This window comes from Helicobacter turcicus (genome assembly GCF_019711685.1).
GTDB classification, from domain to species: domain Bacteria; phylum Campylobacterota; class Campylobacteria; order Campylobacterales; family Helicobacteraceae; genus Helicobacter_D; species Helicobacter_D turcicus.
This window is the reverse complement of record NZ_JAIGYQ010000016.1, coordinates 1-15,552: the sequence shown is the minus strand read 5'-3', so window position 1 is coordinate 15,552 and position 15,552 is coordinate 1. Positions and strand designations below refer to the sequence as shown.

The 15,552-nt window shown below is 34.6% G+C and carries 14 protein-coding genes; 8 read left to right on the top strand and 6 right to left on the bottom strand.

The features are described 5' to 3' along the window. Positions 1–645 (top strand): restriction endonuclease subunit S (locus tag K4G57_RS08705; protein WP_236035821.1); only part of this gene is annotated, 645 nt, incomplete at its 5' end. Positions 646–973: 328 nt separating this feature from the next. Here the strand turns inward: K4G57_RS08705 and K4G57_RS08700 are convergent. Continuing rightward, entirely contained in the window at positions 974–1,780 is an 807-nt protein-coding gene (locus tag K4G57_RS08700) for a TSUP family transporter (RefSeq protein WP_221532791.1), read from the bottom strand. A gap of 258 nt (positions 1,781–2,038) precedes the next feature. Here K4G57_RS08700 and K4G57_RS08695 point away from each other — a divergent pair, with 258 nt between their 5' ends. The 4 genes from K4G57_RS08695 (at position 2,039) to K4G57_RS08680 (ending at position 8,428) form a co-directional block, all read left to right on the top strand. After that, positions 2,039–4,870, top strand: a complete 2,832-nt coding sequence (locus K4G57_RS08695; protein ID WP_221532790.1) for a DEAD/DEAH box helicase — start codon at positions 2,039–2,041, stop codon at positions 4,868–4,870. Positions 4,871–4,879: 9 nt separating this feature from the next. Beyond that, positions 4,880–6,877: a DNA methyltransferase gene (locus tag K4G57_RS08690; protein WP_221532789.1), complete on the top strand. Its 1,998-nt coding sequence runs from the start codon at positions 4,880–4,882 to the stop codon at positions 6,875–6,877. A gap of 21 nt (positions 6,878–6,898) precedes the next feature. Beyond that, positions 6,899–7,495 (top strand): dethiobiotin synthase, encoded by a 597-nt coding sequence (locus tag K4G57_RS08685; RefSeq protein WP_221532788.1) that lies wholly within the window; start codon positions 6,899–6,901, stop codon positions 7,493–7,495. Positions 7,496–7,825: 330 nt separating this feature from the next. Next, a complete protein-coding gene (locus K4G57_RS08680; protein ID WP_221532787.1) occupies positions 7,826–8,428 on the top strand; it encodes a thermonuclease family protein in 603 nt (200 codons plus the stop codon). Positions 8,429–8,545: 117 nt separating this feature from the next. Here K4G57_RS08680 and K4G57_RS08675 read toward each other — a convergent pair whose 3' ends face one another. Beyond that, entirely contained in the window at positions 8,546–8,923 is a 378-nt protein-coding gene (locus K4G57_RS08675) for a hypothetical protein (protein ID WP_221532786.1), read from the bottom strand. A 71-nt stretch (positions 8,924–8,994) separates the two neighbouring features. Here K4G57_RS08675 and pseI point away from each other — a divergent pair, with 71 nt between their 5' ends. The 3 genes from pseI to K4G57_RS08660 all read left to right on the top strand — a co-directional run bounded on the left by pseI (position 8,995) and on the right by K4G57_RS08660 (position 10,733). Next, positions 8,995–10,008 carry a pseudaminic acid synthase gene (pseI, locus tag K4G57_RS08670; protein ID WP_221532785.1) on the top strand — a complete coding sequence of 338 codons (1,014 nt, stop codon included), beginning with the start codon at positions 8,995–8,997 and terminating at the stop codon, positions 10,006–10,008. A 181-nt stretch (positions 10,009–10,189) separates the two neighbouring features. Further along, positions 10,190–10,450: a hypothetical protein gene (locus K4G57_RS08665; RefSeq protein ID WP_221532784.1), complete on the top strand. Its 261-nt coding sequence runs from the start codon at positions 10,190–10,192 to the stop codon at positions 10,448–10,450. A gap of 88 nt (positions 10,451–10,538) precedes the next feature. Continuing rightward, positions 10,539–10,733 carry a hypothetical protein gene (locus K4G57_RS08660; RefSeq protein WP_221532783.1) on the top strand — a complete coding sequence of 65 codons (195 nt, stop codon included), beginning with the start codon at positions 10,539–10,541 and terminating at the stop codon, positions 10,731–10,733. A gap of 143 nt (positions 10,734–10,876) precedes the next feature. Here the strand turns inward: K4G57_RS08660 and K4G57_RS08655 are convergent, their stop codons facing one another. From K4G57_RS08655 to K4G57_RS08640, 4 genes are all read right to left on the bottom strand, one after another. Continuing rightward, on the bottom strand, positions 10,877–12,193 hold the full coding sequence (locus K4G57_RS08655) for a YeiH family protein (protein ID WP_221532782.1): 1,317 nt from the start codon (positions 12,191–12,193) through the stop codon (positions 10,877–10,879). A 35-nt stretch (positions 12,194–12,228) separates the two neighbouring features. After that, positions 12,229–13,530, bottom strand: a complete 1,302-nt coding sequence (locus tag K4G57_RS08650) for a siroheme synthase (protein ID WP_236033295.1) — start codon at positions 13,528–13,530, stop codon at positions 12,229–12,231. Further along, a complete protein-coding gene (locus K4G57_RS08645) occupies positions 13,514–15,238 on the bottom strand; it encodes a nitrite/sulfite reductase (RefSeq protein WP_221532781.1) in 1,725 nt (574 codons plus the stop codon). The genes K4G57_RS08650 and K4G57_RS08645 overlap by 17 nt, the downstream gene beginning before the upstream one ends. A gap of 100 nt (positions 15,239–15,338) precedes the next feature. Then, the coding region (locus K4G57_RS08640) for a hypothetical protein (protein ID WP_221561845.1) at positions 15,339–15,552 on the bottom strand (214 nt) is incomplete at its 5' end.

Below are 15,552 nucleotides of genomic sequence, written 5' to 3'. Positions count from 1 at the left end.
TCTTTTAATTCTGCCCCCCCCCCCAACTATTCTGCTTTAACAACCCAACAAACGCATTCTATCTATCCTAACAAAAACACACAATTCCTAAACTACACTTTAGAGTATAAGCCTTTGGGGGAGGTATGTGAAATAAAAAGAGGAAAATCTATAACTGCTAAACAAGTTAGACAAGGCAAAATACCTGTAATTGCTGGAGGACAAAGCCCCGCTTATTATCACGATGAAGCAAATAGATTTGGGGAAACTATCGCCGTAGCTGGTTCTGGAGCTTATGCTGGATTTATAAGTTATTGGAATGAACCTATTTTTTTATCCGATTCTTTTTCAGTGATTCCGATTTCAGATTCTCTGAATATAAAATTTGTTTTTTATTTTTTGAAAAATAAACAAGACTACATTTACAGCTTAAAAAGTGGTGCTGGTATTCCTCATATTTATCCTAATACTTTTCAAAACTTCCCCATTCCCCTCCCTCCTTTAGAAGTGCAAAATGCAATTGTTGCAATCTTGGATAAATTTGATTGCTTGGTTAATGACTTAAGCAAAGGAATCCCAGCAGAAATAAAAGCTAGAAGACAGCAATACGAATATTATAGAGAAAAGCTATTAAGCTTTAAAAGATTAGAGAAAAGCGAGGGTTAGTGAGATATTTTGTTGTAATAGAGATATTTCGCTTTCTACGAAAGCTCAATATGACAAAGAGAGGTTAATTGTCATTCTGAGCCTAAAGCCGAAGAATCTCTTAAGGATTCTAAAGTAAGAGATATTTCGGCTTCGCCTCAATAGGACAAAAGAGCTTTGCCTTATGCAATCTGTGAGGATTCCACTAGCAAATATGACAAAAAAGGGGGATTCTTCGCTTACATTTAGAATGACAAGGAGAGGGAGCTCAAGAATGATAAAGGGCGTCTTAGTATGACAAAATGAGTTTTGGAATGACAAGGGGACGTGATGACAAACTTATTTTTACCTAAAAGAATTCTTTGATAATGAGTTGAATAGAGATGCCAAAACAAATGCAAATTACAAAGGGTTTAATGACTTTTGCTCCATGTTTTAGGGCGAGTTTTGCCCCAAGACTTGCGCCTATTGCTTGTCCTATGCACATAAGCGCACCCAAAAGCCACAGCACATTCCCACTTAGGATAAAAAACAAAGTAGAAGAGATGTTAATGCTAAAAACAAGAGAGCGTGAATGCGCTAAAGCCTTGCTTAGCCCATATCCTCCCAAACTTACAAGAAGGGTTAGCATAAGCGTGCCAATCCCCACGCCTAAGAATCCACCATAAAAGCTTACTATCGCGCATAAGCCATAAAACACAAGCTTATTTTGGGCTTTTGCCCTATCTGTGTCGCTAATCTTGCGTGAGAACAAAAAATACGCCCCTATGCCTATCATCACAAAGGGCAGGATTTTTGAGAGAATCTCCACTTTGACAAACTGCACACTAATTGCCCCAGCACTTGCGCAAATAAGGGCTATGATGATGCACAAACGATTGAGCGTGATATTGCCTTGAGAATAGTAAGTGTAAGCCCCTGTAAAAGAGCCTACACAGGCTTGCAGCTTGTTTGTAGCTAGGGCTACTAGAGGATTCATACCGCTTAATAATAAAAGTGGCATAGTAATCATTCCAGCCCCGCCAGAGAGCGATCCTACGACCCCTCCAAAAAGAGCGGCAAAAAACAAAATCACATACCAATACAGCTCTATATTTTCAAAGCTTTGGATATGGAGAAAATCAAGCGGGATAGAAAGCGGAATAGAATCTAGCATAGGAAGCCTTTAAGCATTTTTTAAGTTAAGATTATAGCTAAATTATGATTGAAGTTTGATTGCAAGTTTTGATTGCGATAAATTTATATGTGTTTTGTATGGGCTTATAAAGGGTTAAGATTTTGTGAATCACTCTTTTGTCCTACCCTTGTTAAGCCTTTATATGCGGACTTTTAGAAGGGTAAGAAATGATTTTCTTAAGTTAAGTTTTGGCATAATGCAAGGCATTTAACGCAAAGAGTATTTTCAAGGAATGCGATGTTTTATCCTATTATTACTAAAAGCGCAAACGATTGGTTTCTTTCCAAAGATTGCCATATTAAAGACCTTATTGCCTATATGCAAGAGAGGCAAGCCTTACGTGACGCACAAATTGAGGCGATTAAAACTTATTTGTATCTTAAAATCAAATGCGAAAACAAGCCTTTGTGGCAGCTTTTTAACGAGGGTTATTTTGATTTAGACCTTAAATTACGCGACTTACCCATACAATTTGCAAATTATCTTTCAAAAAATAAGCAAATGCTTACCCTCTATGCCCTCTCTCACTACTTACCAAAAAAGGATTTAATGCAACATATACAAAGGCTTTTTATACAATACGAAATACAAGGTATTGATTGTGAAAGCATTTTTAAAAGCCTCTTTTATAATGTCTTTTACACGGACTATTTGTTTTCTCTGCCTATGGGCGCGGGTAAAACCTATCTTATGGCGGCTTTTATGTATTTGGATTTATATTTCGCACAAAATGAGCCGCACAATAAAGCCTTTGCACATAATTTTTTAGTCCTAGCACCCAGTGGGCTTAAAAGCTCTATTATTCCCTCTCTTAGAAGCATTAAGAATTTTGATGTCTCTTGGATACTGCCCGAACCTAGTGCGAGTAAGCTTAAAAAGCTAATAAAATTTGAAATCTTGAATCAAAACAAAACGAACAAAAAAAGCAACAAGATTCAGAATCCAAATGTCTCTAAAATTGCCTCTTATCAACCCTATGAAAGTATGTTTGGTTTGATTTTGCTAACCAATGCTGAAAAGGTGATTTTAGAAAAATTAGACAAAAATGTTTTATACGAAAAGTTAAACGAGGAGGAAAAACGCGATTGGAGTAGCGCAAATGAATTGCGAGATAATATAGCCAAAATCCCTAATCTAGGAATCTTTATTGATGAGGTGCATCACGCTACAAATGATGAAGTCAAGCTAAGGCAGGTGGTTAATACATGGAATCAAAAAGGTTCTATAAATATGGTAGCGGGATTTTCAGGCACACCTTATCTTAAAAGTAGTGAAAAAATCTTTATTGATGAGACTTTGAAAATAGAGCATAAAGAAATCGCAAATATCGTATATTATTATCCGCTTATCAAAGGTATAGGCAATTTTCTTAAAAACCCTGTGCTAAAAACAGCAAATTCTTCAAATCGTCTAGAAATAGTAGAACAAGCTTTGAGAGAGTTTTTTACAAATTATGAAACTTATAGTAATTCCATAGGTGGAAAAATAGCCATTTATTGCGGGAGTATAGAGAATTTAGAGGAACAGATTTATCCTAAAGTGTGTGAGGTTTTAGCACAATTTAATCTAGATTCTAGCTGTGTTTTGAGATTCCATAAAGGCAATAAAGCTTACCCCGAACCCAAAGACGCTTTAAACGCATTTGAGAATCTAGATTCTGATTTATCTCCTATTAGAGTGATTTTGCTTGTGCAAATTGGCAAAGAAGGCTGGGATTGTAAATCTCTAAGTGGGGTTGTGTTATCTCAAGAGGGAGATTGCCCTAAAAATATGGTTTTACAAACTGCTTGTAGGTGTTTAAGACAGGTTGATAGAGAAAAACGCGAAAAAGCTTTGATTTATCTTAATGATTTTAATACCAAAAAACTAGCCGAACAACTCAAACAAGAGCAAAAAATGGATATAGAGGATTTTCAATATGGCAAAAAAGCAGAATGCATAGAAATAAAAAGATTTGATAGGACGCAGAAATTAAATCTAAAAACCATTGATTTTTATCAATTAAAGCTTATTTTTGAAAATTACACTAAAACAAAGGCAGACCCCATAAATGCCATAAAAGCCATAGAACCCCAAAAGCAAGAGCTTATCATCAAAGAACAAGATTTCAATAATAAAATCCTGCATACTGCCATAGTCCAAAGACAAGATAAAAAACAAGCGCATTTTAACCTTTGGCTTTATGAACTTATAAAAGAGAGCTTCCATACGTTAAGTTTTGAGGATTTACGTCCTTTTGAAGACACTTTAAAAAAGCTTTTTTCACACATTATCTATAAAGAAAATGGAATCTTATATTTTAAAGCAGATTATGATGAAAAAGCCCTCCAAGCTAGTATTAGAGGGGCATTTTGTGATAAAAGAGACTTTAAGGCTAAAAAAGAGCTTATCCCTCAGAATGCACATTTGCTTATTGCTTCCAAGCTTAGCTCCCCACTTTTTGTAGAAAACACAAAGGATTTTATCCCAGAGCAAGAAGAGGTTTTAAGAATCATAGATGAAGATTGTGGCAAAGTCGGCATAGCTTTAAATCAACAAGAGCAAGAAATCATCAAACAGCTAGAATCTTTAGGGCAATTTGGAGCCATAAAGGCTATGCAAGATAGAGCAAACTCCCACCCGCACAAAAATAACACCTACCATTACTTGCCTTACCAAACTGATAGTGCTTATGAACGATATGTTTTTGAGCAAATCTTAAGCCTTGATTCTTTTAAGAAGCTTAATTTAGAGTTGTATTACAATGGGGATTCCTCTTTGAGCGAACTTAGCATTCAAACCTTTCACAAAAATACTAATCTAGGCAGATACACGCCTGATTTTATAATCTTGCAAAGAAAAGCAAAGGAAATTTATAAAATCCTAATCCTAGAAACAAAAGGCGAAGCCTTTGTGGAGGCTTTCAAAGGCAAAAAGGAATTTATGAGCGAATTTATCAAAGCAAATAACGATAAATTCAAATACGAGAGATTTAGCTTTTTGTATTTGCAAGATAATATCCACAAAGACAGCAAACTTATAAGCACTATTAATGATGCTTTAAATAATTTTTTTGATACTACAACTTAAGGAGAAAAGATGCCATTAAAGTATATCCCTTATTTTAAAGACCCTATTAAAGGACAAGCCCTTTTAGATAATTTTGTCCGCACACTTAAATATAGTGGCAATGATAAAATAGGCTATAAGATTAAAAGAGGAATGCCCCTCTATGAACTAAACTTGATAGAATCTGTAAATGCTAAAGACACTTGCCATTCTAAAATGGATTCTAACGCTCCAGCTAATCATGCTAATGATAAAGTCCAGCCTCATACTAAGGGCGAAGCCCAAAGTATCTCTAGCAAAATATCCCAAAATGATAAAAACCTCCTTATACGTGGAGAGTGTTTAAGTGCTTGTGCTTATCTTAAAGAGCAAGGCATAGAAGTGGATTTAGTCTATATTGACCCGCCTTTTGCAAGTGGGGCAGACTATGCAAAAAAGGTAATTTTAAGGAAAAATCCTAATACTGCTGTCATTGTGAATGAAGCGAAGCAATCCACGAGTGAAAATGAAATTGAAATGCGTGAAGATTTTAAGGGCTTTGAGGAAAAGATGTATGGGGACATTTGGAATAAAGAGGATTATCTTAATTGGATGTATGAAAACTTAACCGCCATAAAATCGGTGATGAGTGAAAATGCGAGTATTTATGTGCATTTAGATTGGCATATTGGGCATTATGTGAAGATTCTAATGGATGAGATTTTTGGGGAAGAGAATTTTGTCAATGAGATTGTGTGGGGGTATCGCAGCGGAGGAGCTTCAAGAAAAGAGTCTCTACCGAGAAAACATGATGTAATTTATTTTTATAAAAAATCTGAAAATTTTGAAGTTAATGTATTGCAAGAAAGACAATATTTAAATAAGCCTTTTATGGATTCCAAACAAGATGAACAAGGCAGATTTTATGTTGATACATTATTGAGAGATGTATTTGAAGGAATGATTGACATTATAGAAGATGATGAAATCAAATCTTTTAATACAAGACCTGTCCTTAATCTTTCTGTTGAACAACAAGATTATGCTACACAAAAACCAGAGGGATTATTAGGGCTTTTAATTAAAATAGCAAGTGATGAACATATGATAGTCGCAGACTTTTTTGGAGGAAGTGGGGTAACTGCGGCAGTGGCGCAAAAGCTAAATCGTCGCTTTATCCATTGTGATGTAGGGATTAATTCTATCCAAACAACGCGCGATAGGCTTAAATCCCTTAAAGCAAATTTTGAGATTTTAGAAATCAAAGATGGCATACATTTATTTAGAAACCCTATCCAAACTATGCAAAAGCTAAAAACCTTAATTGAGGGATTACAAGAGGATGCAAGTTTAGATAAAGATTTTTTCATAGGAAAAATCATAGATTCTAAACTCGGCATTATCCCTGTATCTGTGCCAAATTTGCTTGATAGTGGGGCTAAAATGCTAGATTTTGTCGCTATGAATGAGCTAATACAAAAGGGTATTAATAATCTTAGTGAAGAGCTTGATGTGCAAAAGGTGATAGTGTATTATGTGGATATTGAGGATATAGATGCAATGAAAGAGTTCATCAAAGAGCATAATAGACATACTCTCATAGACATAGAGCTAAGGGCTTTAAATACGCTTTTAGACGAGGTGATGGATAACGACTATATAGAGTATAAACTCACGCAAAATGCAGAATCTTACACGCTTGAAATCACTAAATTCCTTAGCGATAGGGTGCAAGAAAAAATCAAAGCCTATAATGAGAAAAAAGCAGCACAAAGCATTAAAAATGGTAAAACTTTTATGCCTATTACTCTAAGTGAAAATGGCTTAGAATGCATAGAATATGTAAGCCTTGATTGTAAAAATGCTACTAAAAATGCGGTGTGGGAAAGTGAGAGTGAGATAAAAATAGATAAAAATTCCTTATGTTTTAAAAATGGAGTTAAAACAAAAGAATTTTGGGATGCTAAAATCAGCTCTTCTAAAAAGCCCTTAAGGCTAAAAGTGCGTAATATTTGCGGTGATGAAAGTGTGTTTGAGATAAATTTGTAAATTAAGCTTTAAAGGAGCATTATGAAAATTTATGTTGTGGGTATCCATACAGGCGCGGGGAAAACGCATTTTAGTGCGGCTTTTTGTGAAGCTTTTGGTTATGATTATTTTAAACTCATTCAAGCAGGTTCGCCTAAAGATAGTGATTTTGTAGCCAAATTTAGTCCTAAAACGTATATTTTTAAAGAAGGAGTTTTTATGCAAACTCCCGCCTCCCCTCATGCAGGTAAAAAACTTGAGAATCTTAGCTACAAAGGATTAGAGCTAACTTTGCCCCAAAGTGAAAATTTACTCATAGAAACAGCTGGTGGGCTTTTCACTCCGCTTGATGAAAAGACAACAATGATTGATTATATAGTCACTTTTAAGCATCCTTGTGTGCTAGTGGGGAGGTATTATTTAGGAAGCATTAACCACACCCTGCTTTCTTTAAAAGCCTTAGATTCAAGAGAAATTCCTTTAATTGCCCTTGTGATGATGGGTGAAAGAGATGAGCATTTTGATAGTTTTATACAATCTTATGCAAAAGTAAAAATCGTGCATTTGCCTTTTTTTACAGAAAGTGATTTTAAGGCTAAAAGCACAGAATGTAAAAAAGCATTTGATTCTATTTTATAAGCAAGAATCTAAAGTGATTTTAATTTTTTGATATTTTTATAAGGCATTTTAATATTAAGAAAAAGCTAGAGTGTTTCTTGAAAATATTTTTTAAAAAATATAAAAAATCAATTTTAAAATATTTATATTTTAATGAAAAATTTAGTTTATGGGTTGCTTATAAACTACGCTAATTTGGTATTTTTATTAGCATAATAAGTTTTTTAAGAGATTGACAGAGTTAAAAAATAAGCATAGAATTTCATAGGCACTTTAAATTGTTCCATAGAGGTTTTTTGCGTTAAAGAATGCAGTAAGCTTTAAATGTGTGAGCATAGCATAAGGAAGTCAATGATTTGTAGGCTGAAAATTTTATTATTAGTTGGAATCTTAAGTGTGCTTAGTTTTGGTTTTAGTATCCCTCCTGTAAGTATGCAGGTGCTAATGAAACATATTTTTGCGCCGACGCTCTTTAGCGCGTATAGCAAAGATTATGGAATGATGTATTGTCAGCTTTATGGTGTAGCAGGAGTGAGCAAAAGCTTCAAGTGGGCAAGCTGTGAGATTACGTCAAAAGCATTTAGGGAAATGCGTCATTTTGCTATGCAGTATGTGCAAAATAAAATTGAGTTGGAACAGCAATATCGTTTAGGTTATAAAAATGGCTGGTGTTTTTTGCAGAGGGGAGGAAATCTTTTTAATGCAGAAGTGGTGCGTGATGGCTATGCTGTGGTGCAACATTTTGATTTAAGTGAGGAAAAAACACTTAATGATTTAGAACAATTAGAAACTATTGCAAGAAATGAAAAAAGAGGGCTTTGGAAAGAGTGGGGACAGGAGATGCAGTGTTTAAAAACAGCTTTAGGAGAAATTGCACAGGTCGGACTTAAGGAGAGTTTAGAGAAAAGTTTAGAATTGCGTATGAGTGGAGGTATAACGAACACTGAAGAGTAAGAAATGAGAGCAAGGTGAATTTGTAGCGCAATCGCAAGAGAAAGTGCAGATGCGCAAATGCAATAAAGTGTAATGGTTGGAATCTAAAACCAGTATAGAATCAAAAACAACAAAGTTTTAAATGGATTGCGTATCTTCTGGGCTATCGTTTTTGCTGCTCTCCAAAATTTCATTTAAATTTTTCATTTGCTGTTCTAAGAGTTCTTTTGTTTTATTGGATTCTATGATTTTGCTAAGTTCATTAGCACCACTTTTAAGAATCTCTGCTTGTTTTGCGACAAATTCTTGTGTTTTATTGCTCTCCAAAAAATCTGTTAGTTTCTGTGTGTGCGACTCTAGTGTGTCTTTTAGCCCAGAATCTTGCATTGCATTTTGCAAAGTTTGTCCCGCTTTATTTTCTAGTTCATTCAAACTTTGCTCATCACAACCTGCAAAAATGACTAAAAGAGCCCCAAAATAAAATATAAGATTTCTTTGTAAAGATTTTTTTGCCATAGAAAACCCCTAAAATTTACAAAATCTAAGCTATAATCTTAGCTAAAAATTATAAGATTTTGGACAAATGTATGCAAAATGATAAAATTTTTTTAGTCGCAGAACTCTCTGCAAATCATAATCAAGATAAAAACCTAGCCCTACAAACAATAAAAGCCGCTAGAGATTCTGGTGCTGATGCAATAAAATTGCAAACTTATACGCCAAATTGTTTGACATTAGATTGTGATTTGGAGGATTTTAAGATTAAAGGCACGTTGTGGGAGGGTAAGAATTTCTATGCACTTTATAAAGAGGCAATGACACCTTGGGAGTGGCATAAAGAATTGTTTGATTATGCTAAAGAGCTTGGATTAGTGTGTTTTTCTAGCCCATTTAGTAAAGAGGCGGTGGATTTTTTGGAAACATTAGAGAATCCAATTTATAAAGTTGCTTCTTTTGAAATTGTGGATTTAGGGCTAATTAAGTATATGGCGCGTTTAGGAAAACCGATGATTTTATCAAAAGGGATTGCAACAAAACAAGAAATAGAAGAGGCAATTAGTGCTTGTAGAGAAGTCGGTAATAATGCCATTACGCTTTTGCAATGCACAAGTTCCTATCCTGCTCCTTTAAATAGCGCAAACCTTAGTTTAATTCCACAAATGCAAAAAGATTTTGGTATAAAAGTTGGATTATCTGACCATACATTAGGAATCACTGCGCCTATTACTGCTGCAACACTAGGCGCAAGAGTGATTGAAAAACATTTTATCTTAGATCGCAAACTCGGTGGCGTGGATAGTGCTTTTAGTCTTCAACCAAGTGAATTTGCACAAATGGCAAAAGCCATAAGAGAAGTAGAGGAATTACTAGGGATTCCAACTTATACATTAAGCAAAAAATCTAAAGAGGGCAGAGCATTTATGCGTTCCTTGTATGTGGTAAAAGATATAGAAAAAGGAGAAATTATTCAAAAAGATTCCATACGTTCTATTCGTCCAGGATATGGAATTGCACCAAAATATTTAGATGAAGTTTTGGGCAAACGTGCAAGTAAGGATTTATATCGCGGTAAAGCACTAGAGTTTGGAGATTGGGAATAAAAAGTATTATAGTGAGATTTTACACTTATTTATGATTGCATTCTTGCGAGATTCTGCTTGTGGAATTGTGGTATATTAGAAATTTCATCATTGAATCTTTTTTCATTACTATGGATTGTCCATTGTAATCCTGAACTAAAAAATCTTACAATCTATTAGAACGCTTTTTTTAAGATTCTGTATGTTTTATTTTAAAGGAATTAAAAGTGACAAAAAATTTTTAAGTCTTGCATTAGCAAGTGTTTTGAGTTGTGGAATTGTATTTGCTGCGGATAACTATACAACAGACATTTATATTAATAAAGGATTCCTATGCAAATTAATACAAATCCAACTATGCGAGAAAATCCTCTTGCATACCAAATGGGGTAGAAACCACAAGAAAACACTACTTCCTTTGACGCGCTTTTATCCGCACAAAGCAATCAAAATAACAGCATAGAGGAAAAACAAGAACTACAAAAGGCTACCCTTGTTAGTTTTGATAGTTTCTTAAAAGAATTTGACGTGAGTTGGGATAGTAGAGAGGGGTGAATTGGCATAGAGCAAATGTAAGTTGGCATCAAGGTTTTGCGAGTTCTAGGAGTGAACAGAAAGAAATGTTGGAAAATGTGCTAGAAGTTTTGAAGTCTGAAACTGCGACTCAAAGAGGTTCATATATGGGGCAAACAGAAAATCCAGAACATTTTGAGAAACGCAAAAATTCAGCTATTGACATTTTATAAGATTTCGCAAGGGATTAAGGCGTAAAATCTATCTTATGTTTTGCCATTGTGCGAACAAGTTATTAAACTTGCTTTGTAATAGCACTACCTTAATTTTGCAATGGAATCTTTTAAGTTTGGTTTGTTACTGCAGACCTTATGCTTTACTTCATAAACTCTGTCCAAAAATCGTGAAAAATGTAAGAGGACAAAATAAATCCGAGCGGGAGATTTACAGCTACTCCAATAGTGAATGCTAAAAGTGGTTTATAGCCAACTAATAAAATTTGCCTAAATTGTGTATTGATTCCAATGCACAAAAATGTCCAAGTAAAAACCCAATTACGCAAAGTTTTAATCATTCCTAAGACTTCTTTAGAAAAATGTTCATTTGCTATTGCCTCAAGATTAAGGGTAAAAAGACTAACAAGCACAGAGGCAATAAGGAATCCTAAAATGAATTTCGGAAATCTTTCCCAAATTGTCCCAATATTAACTTGTGTATTTTCTTGCTTATGCCACACCGTAACAGACAAAAATGCCACAAGCACAGCCCAAATTCCTACAAACATATCTCTACCAATAATTTTAATGAGTGTAAAAGCTGCAATGGCTCTCTCATCTCCAATAGACTGCGCAGCAGCTAAACCAGCAGAATCTGCAAACTCTGAAGTGCCAATCCAAGCTCCAGCTACTCCAGCATCTAAGTTTAACATCTTGCAGAAAATAGGCAATAAAATCACCATAACTACAGCCCATAAGACAACGATACTAATAGTAAGGCTGATATGTTCTTGTTTCGCTTTTGCAGCATTTCCAATCACAATAGCCGCACTAACACCACAAATAGAGCCTCCAGCTCCCAAAGTCGCACCAAAGCTTGGTTCTAGCTTAAAAAGTTTTGTTGCAGCAAAATAAATTGTCCAAAAGGTAACAATTGTGATAATACAAGCCTGTAAAATCGCGACTCCACCAGCACTTACCAAAAGCGTCAAAGGTAAAGTTGCACCCATAAGAACGATTCCAATTTTTACATAAAATTCTGTAAGTAAAGAATCTTTAAGCCATTGCGGTAAAACCGCAAAATTTCCTAAAATTAACCCAATTATCAAAGCAACCAAAGGAGATTCTAGCTGATATTCTTTTGCGCTTGTATGAGCACTAATTAGAAATACAAGGATACTAAGAATAAATAAAAGAATAAAGCCAAAAATAAAAGGCTTAAATTTTTTGCCCAAAAATTTTGAAACGATACTAAGCCAAACACCAAAAAAACAGAATAATATCGCAACATTCAAAAATGAGAGATTTTTAAAAGCACTTAAAATGTCTGTTCCGCTCCAAGTGCTAAATTTTACATTTAAAACTTTGACAATAGAGAATCCATCAAAAGCCCAAAAGGCACTAATGCTTAAAACTAAGAATAAGCCGATAATATTAGCCCAACTATCTTCTTTTTCTAGCCACTTTGTTTGATTCATTTTTTAACCTTTAATTTATTTTTTCCTTTTTACATTTAGATAATAATTCTTTGTCCTATAAAGGGCATACATAGGCATTCATTAATGGCTTTACCAATGATTAAAATAGCGGGTTTATCACACATTTGAGCCATTTGTTCTAATTGACCTAATGTGCCAATAATAATTTTTTGTTCTTTGGAATCTACTTTGGAGATAAATGCAGCAGGGAGTGAAAGAGGGATTTCAAGTTCCTTAGCATTTTGAACGATTCTTTTAGCAAAACTATAAGCCATCATCACAATTAAAGTATAAGGAGAGTTTTTTAAAAAATGCAACCATTCTGTGTGAAAGGTGTTTTCTCTTAAATGTGCAGATACGATTAAAACTCCTGCGCTCACACCGCGTAAAGTAGGTGTGATTCCACTCATTAGTGCTCCATTAAGGCTAGAGCTAAGACCGCTAATGAGTTCTACTTCAATGTCATGGGATTTTAAAAAGCTTCCTTCTTCAAATACTCTACCAAAGATTACAGGGTCTCCGCCTTTTAATCTCCCGACATTTTTACCCTCTTTTGCAAGTTTTAACATAAGAGCATTAATCTCTTCTTGTGGAAAACTCTGTCTGCCCTTTTGTTTGCCTACACTAATGCAAGGTATTCCCAAATTTTCTAAAAGATTCCAAATTTCCTTGCCTATTAGGTTATCTAAAAGTGCTACATCTAATAATTCAAAAGTTTCTAATGCTTTTAAAGTTAGGCTTTGTAGGCTATTTGGACCACAACCAATGATAAAAACTTTTCCTAAAGATTCTTTACATTGTTTTTTAATTAGCTCTTTCTTGGTGGAATCAAGTTTTTCATTTTGTCGCATTTTTTTTAATTTTTCCACTAATGGAACAAGCGTTTTTGGTAAGATTCTTACAATTTTATCTCTTATGCTTTGTGCTAGAATCGGACTTGCCCCATTTGTGCTTACAAGAACACTTAAATCCTCATAACGTGCAATAGCTCCAAAGTAAAAATCACAAAACTTAGGATTATCCACAACATTTAAAAGATAACCAAAATGCTTACGTTTTTTCCATAAGTATGCCCCTAATGCCTCATCACCACTTGCATCAATAATGATTTCAAAATCTTTAAGATAGGAATCTGAAACCTCACTAATTTCTACAGCAAATGGATTAAAATAGGAATCTTTAATTTCTTTTGCAACAATTTTGACTTCCCATTGAGATTCTTTTAACACAATGTGTTTTTGCTTTGCAACACTTCCAGCCCCAATAAGCAATGTTTCTTTGGGTGTGAGTGCTAGAGGAAGTGTAAAGGCTTTGTGCATATTAATTTTCTTCTCCAATACCATTTTTCTTTAATGAGACAGAAAATAACTCATCACTACTCCAATCATAGTAGGGTTTAGGGTTTTCTTCAAAACTAGGAATATCCCCAAAAGATTCTGCAAGACTTACAATTTCAGCTTCTCCGCTAGAATCTACCCAATCTTCAAAAGTCTTAAATTTGCCTTTGACTTTAAGGAATCTTGAGAGAACTTTGTAAATAAATTCAGGCAAATAAAAGGCTGCAATTTGTGTGATTTTTTTAGCAAATCTTGTTTTTCCCTCTTCTATTACTCCTCCTGCTACAACATTATAGCAAGGGTATGGCACACCACCTTTCCGTTGTATTTTGCCAAAAAATCCTAAATTTGCAGTGAGATGATTGCCGCAGGAATTTGGACAACCAGAGAGTTGAATCCTAAAATCTTGTAATTTATCCAAATCAATCTTTTGTTGTAGTAGATATTCTTCAATTGCAAGCACCGCACCACGAGGACGAGCAATTCCAAGCTGACATGTTGCAGCGCCTGTGCATGCTACCATATCGCCAAAAATACTTGCTTGTTTGCTTTGCAAAGAAAACTCTGTAAGAATCGGATAGAGTTTTAGCATCTGCGATGCGTTTAGATTCCTTATGTAGAGGTTTTGGTTTTGACCAAAGGCAATGCAATGGGGATTTGCCCCACTTAGTGTATTTGCTAGTTTTTCTGCGCTTTTGTAGGGAATATCACCTAGTGCCAATGGCACTTTGACATAAAAATAACCTGTTTGTTTTTGTTCTCTTACAAAACGATTCCACCAAAGATTCTCTTCTTTTGTCATTTTTGGCAGAATCTGATTTTCCAGAATCGGAAGCTTCACAGAAGGTTTTGTAATTTTTATTTCCCAATCCGCTAGAGATTTCTTAACACTTTGTTTTTCTTGCTCTATGAGTCTGCCTAGCTCCTCAATGCCGATTTTATCTGCTAGAAATCGCAATCGTGCAGAGTGTTTGTTTTCTCTATTTCCGTATTTGTCAAAGACTTGCTTGACTGCTTGAGCAAATAAAAAGCATTCTTTAGCAGGCAAAAAGTCTAAAAACTTATGTCCTAAACGACTTTTTGAACCCATTCCGCCAGCAAGATAAACAATAAATCCTTTTCTATTTCCTTTTTTTGTAGCGATAAATCCAATATCTGTAATGGTTGCAGTGGCTCTATCGGCTTGAGAGCTTGAAAAAGAAATTTTAAACTTGCGAGGGAGATTAAAGGAATCCTTTAGCCCCAACATCTTAGTTGTTAAGGCATTAGCATAGGGTTGAACATCAAAAACATCGTCTTTAGCTATTCCAGAGAGCGCATCCCCTACGATTCCACGCACACAATTTCCTCCACCGCCTCGTCCGCTAAGCCCTAATGTATGCAATTCTTTTGTAACAATGCATAAATTTTCAAATTTTACATAATGGAGTTGAATTCCTCCTCTTGTGGTGATATGCAAACTTCCATTTGCATATTTTTGGGCTAATCTTGAGATTCCAAGTAGCTGATGGGGAGTGATTTGACCTCCATGTGTTTTAAGGCGCACCATATAAGTGTTTTTCTCTCTTTGTTCATAGATTCCATAGGGCACACGAATTGCCTTGAAAGTTGCCTCATTAATTTTGTTGTTTTTGAAATCTTCACAACTTTTGATTAAAAAGTTAAAATCATTCTCCAAAACAGAATTAGGTATCACATAATGACTCATAAAGTTTCCTCAAAAATTTTAATTCTTTAAAAAAGGCGGGATTATATCTTAATTATTCTTAAAATTTTATAAATACATATTGTATTCATAAAAAATAATGTTATTCTAAGCCTTTTCTTTTGAGTAAATTTAAAGTTAATATGATAAACCCAAATAAGTATAAATCTTTCTTAAATAATTTGACATATAACACCCCCCTATTTAATCTACCCTTAAGCTTATCTAGATATAATTCCACTTCCTTTTTTGCACTAAATTTTAAATCCCTTAAATTAGCATTTGCGTTTAACGCTTTTTGTTTCTTTTTAAAGGCT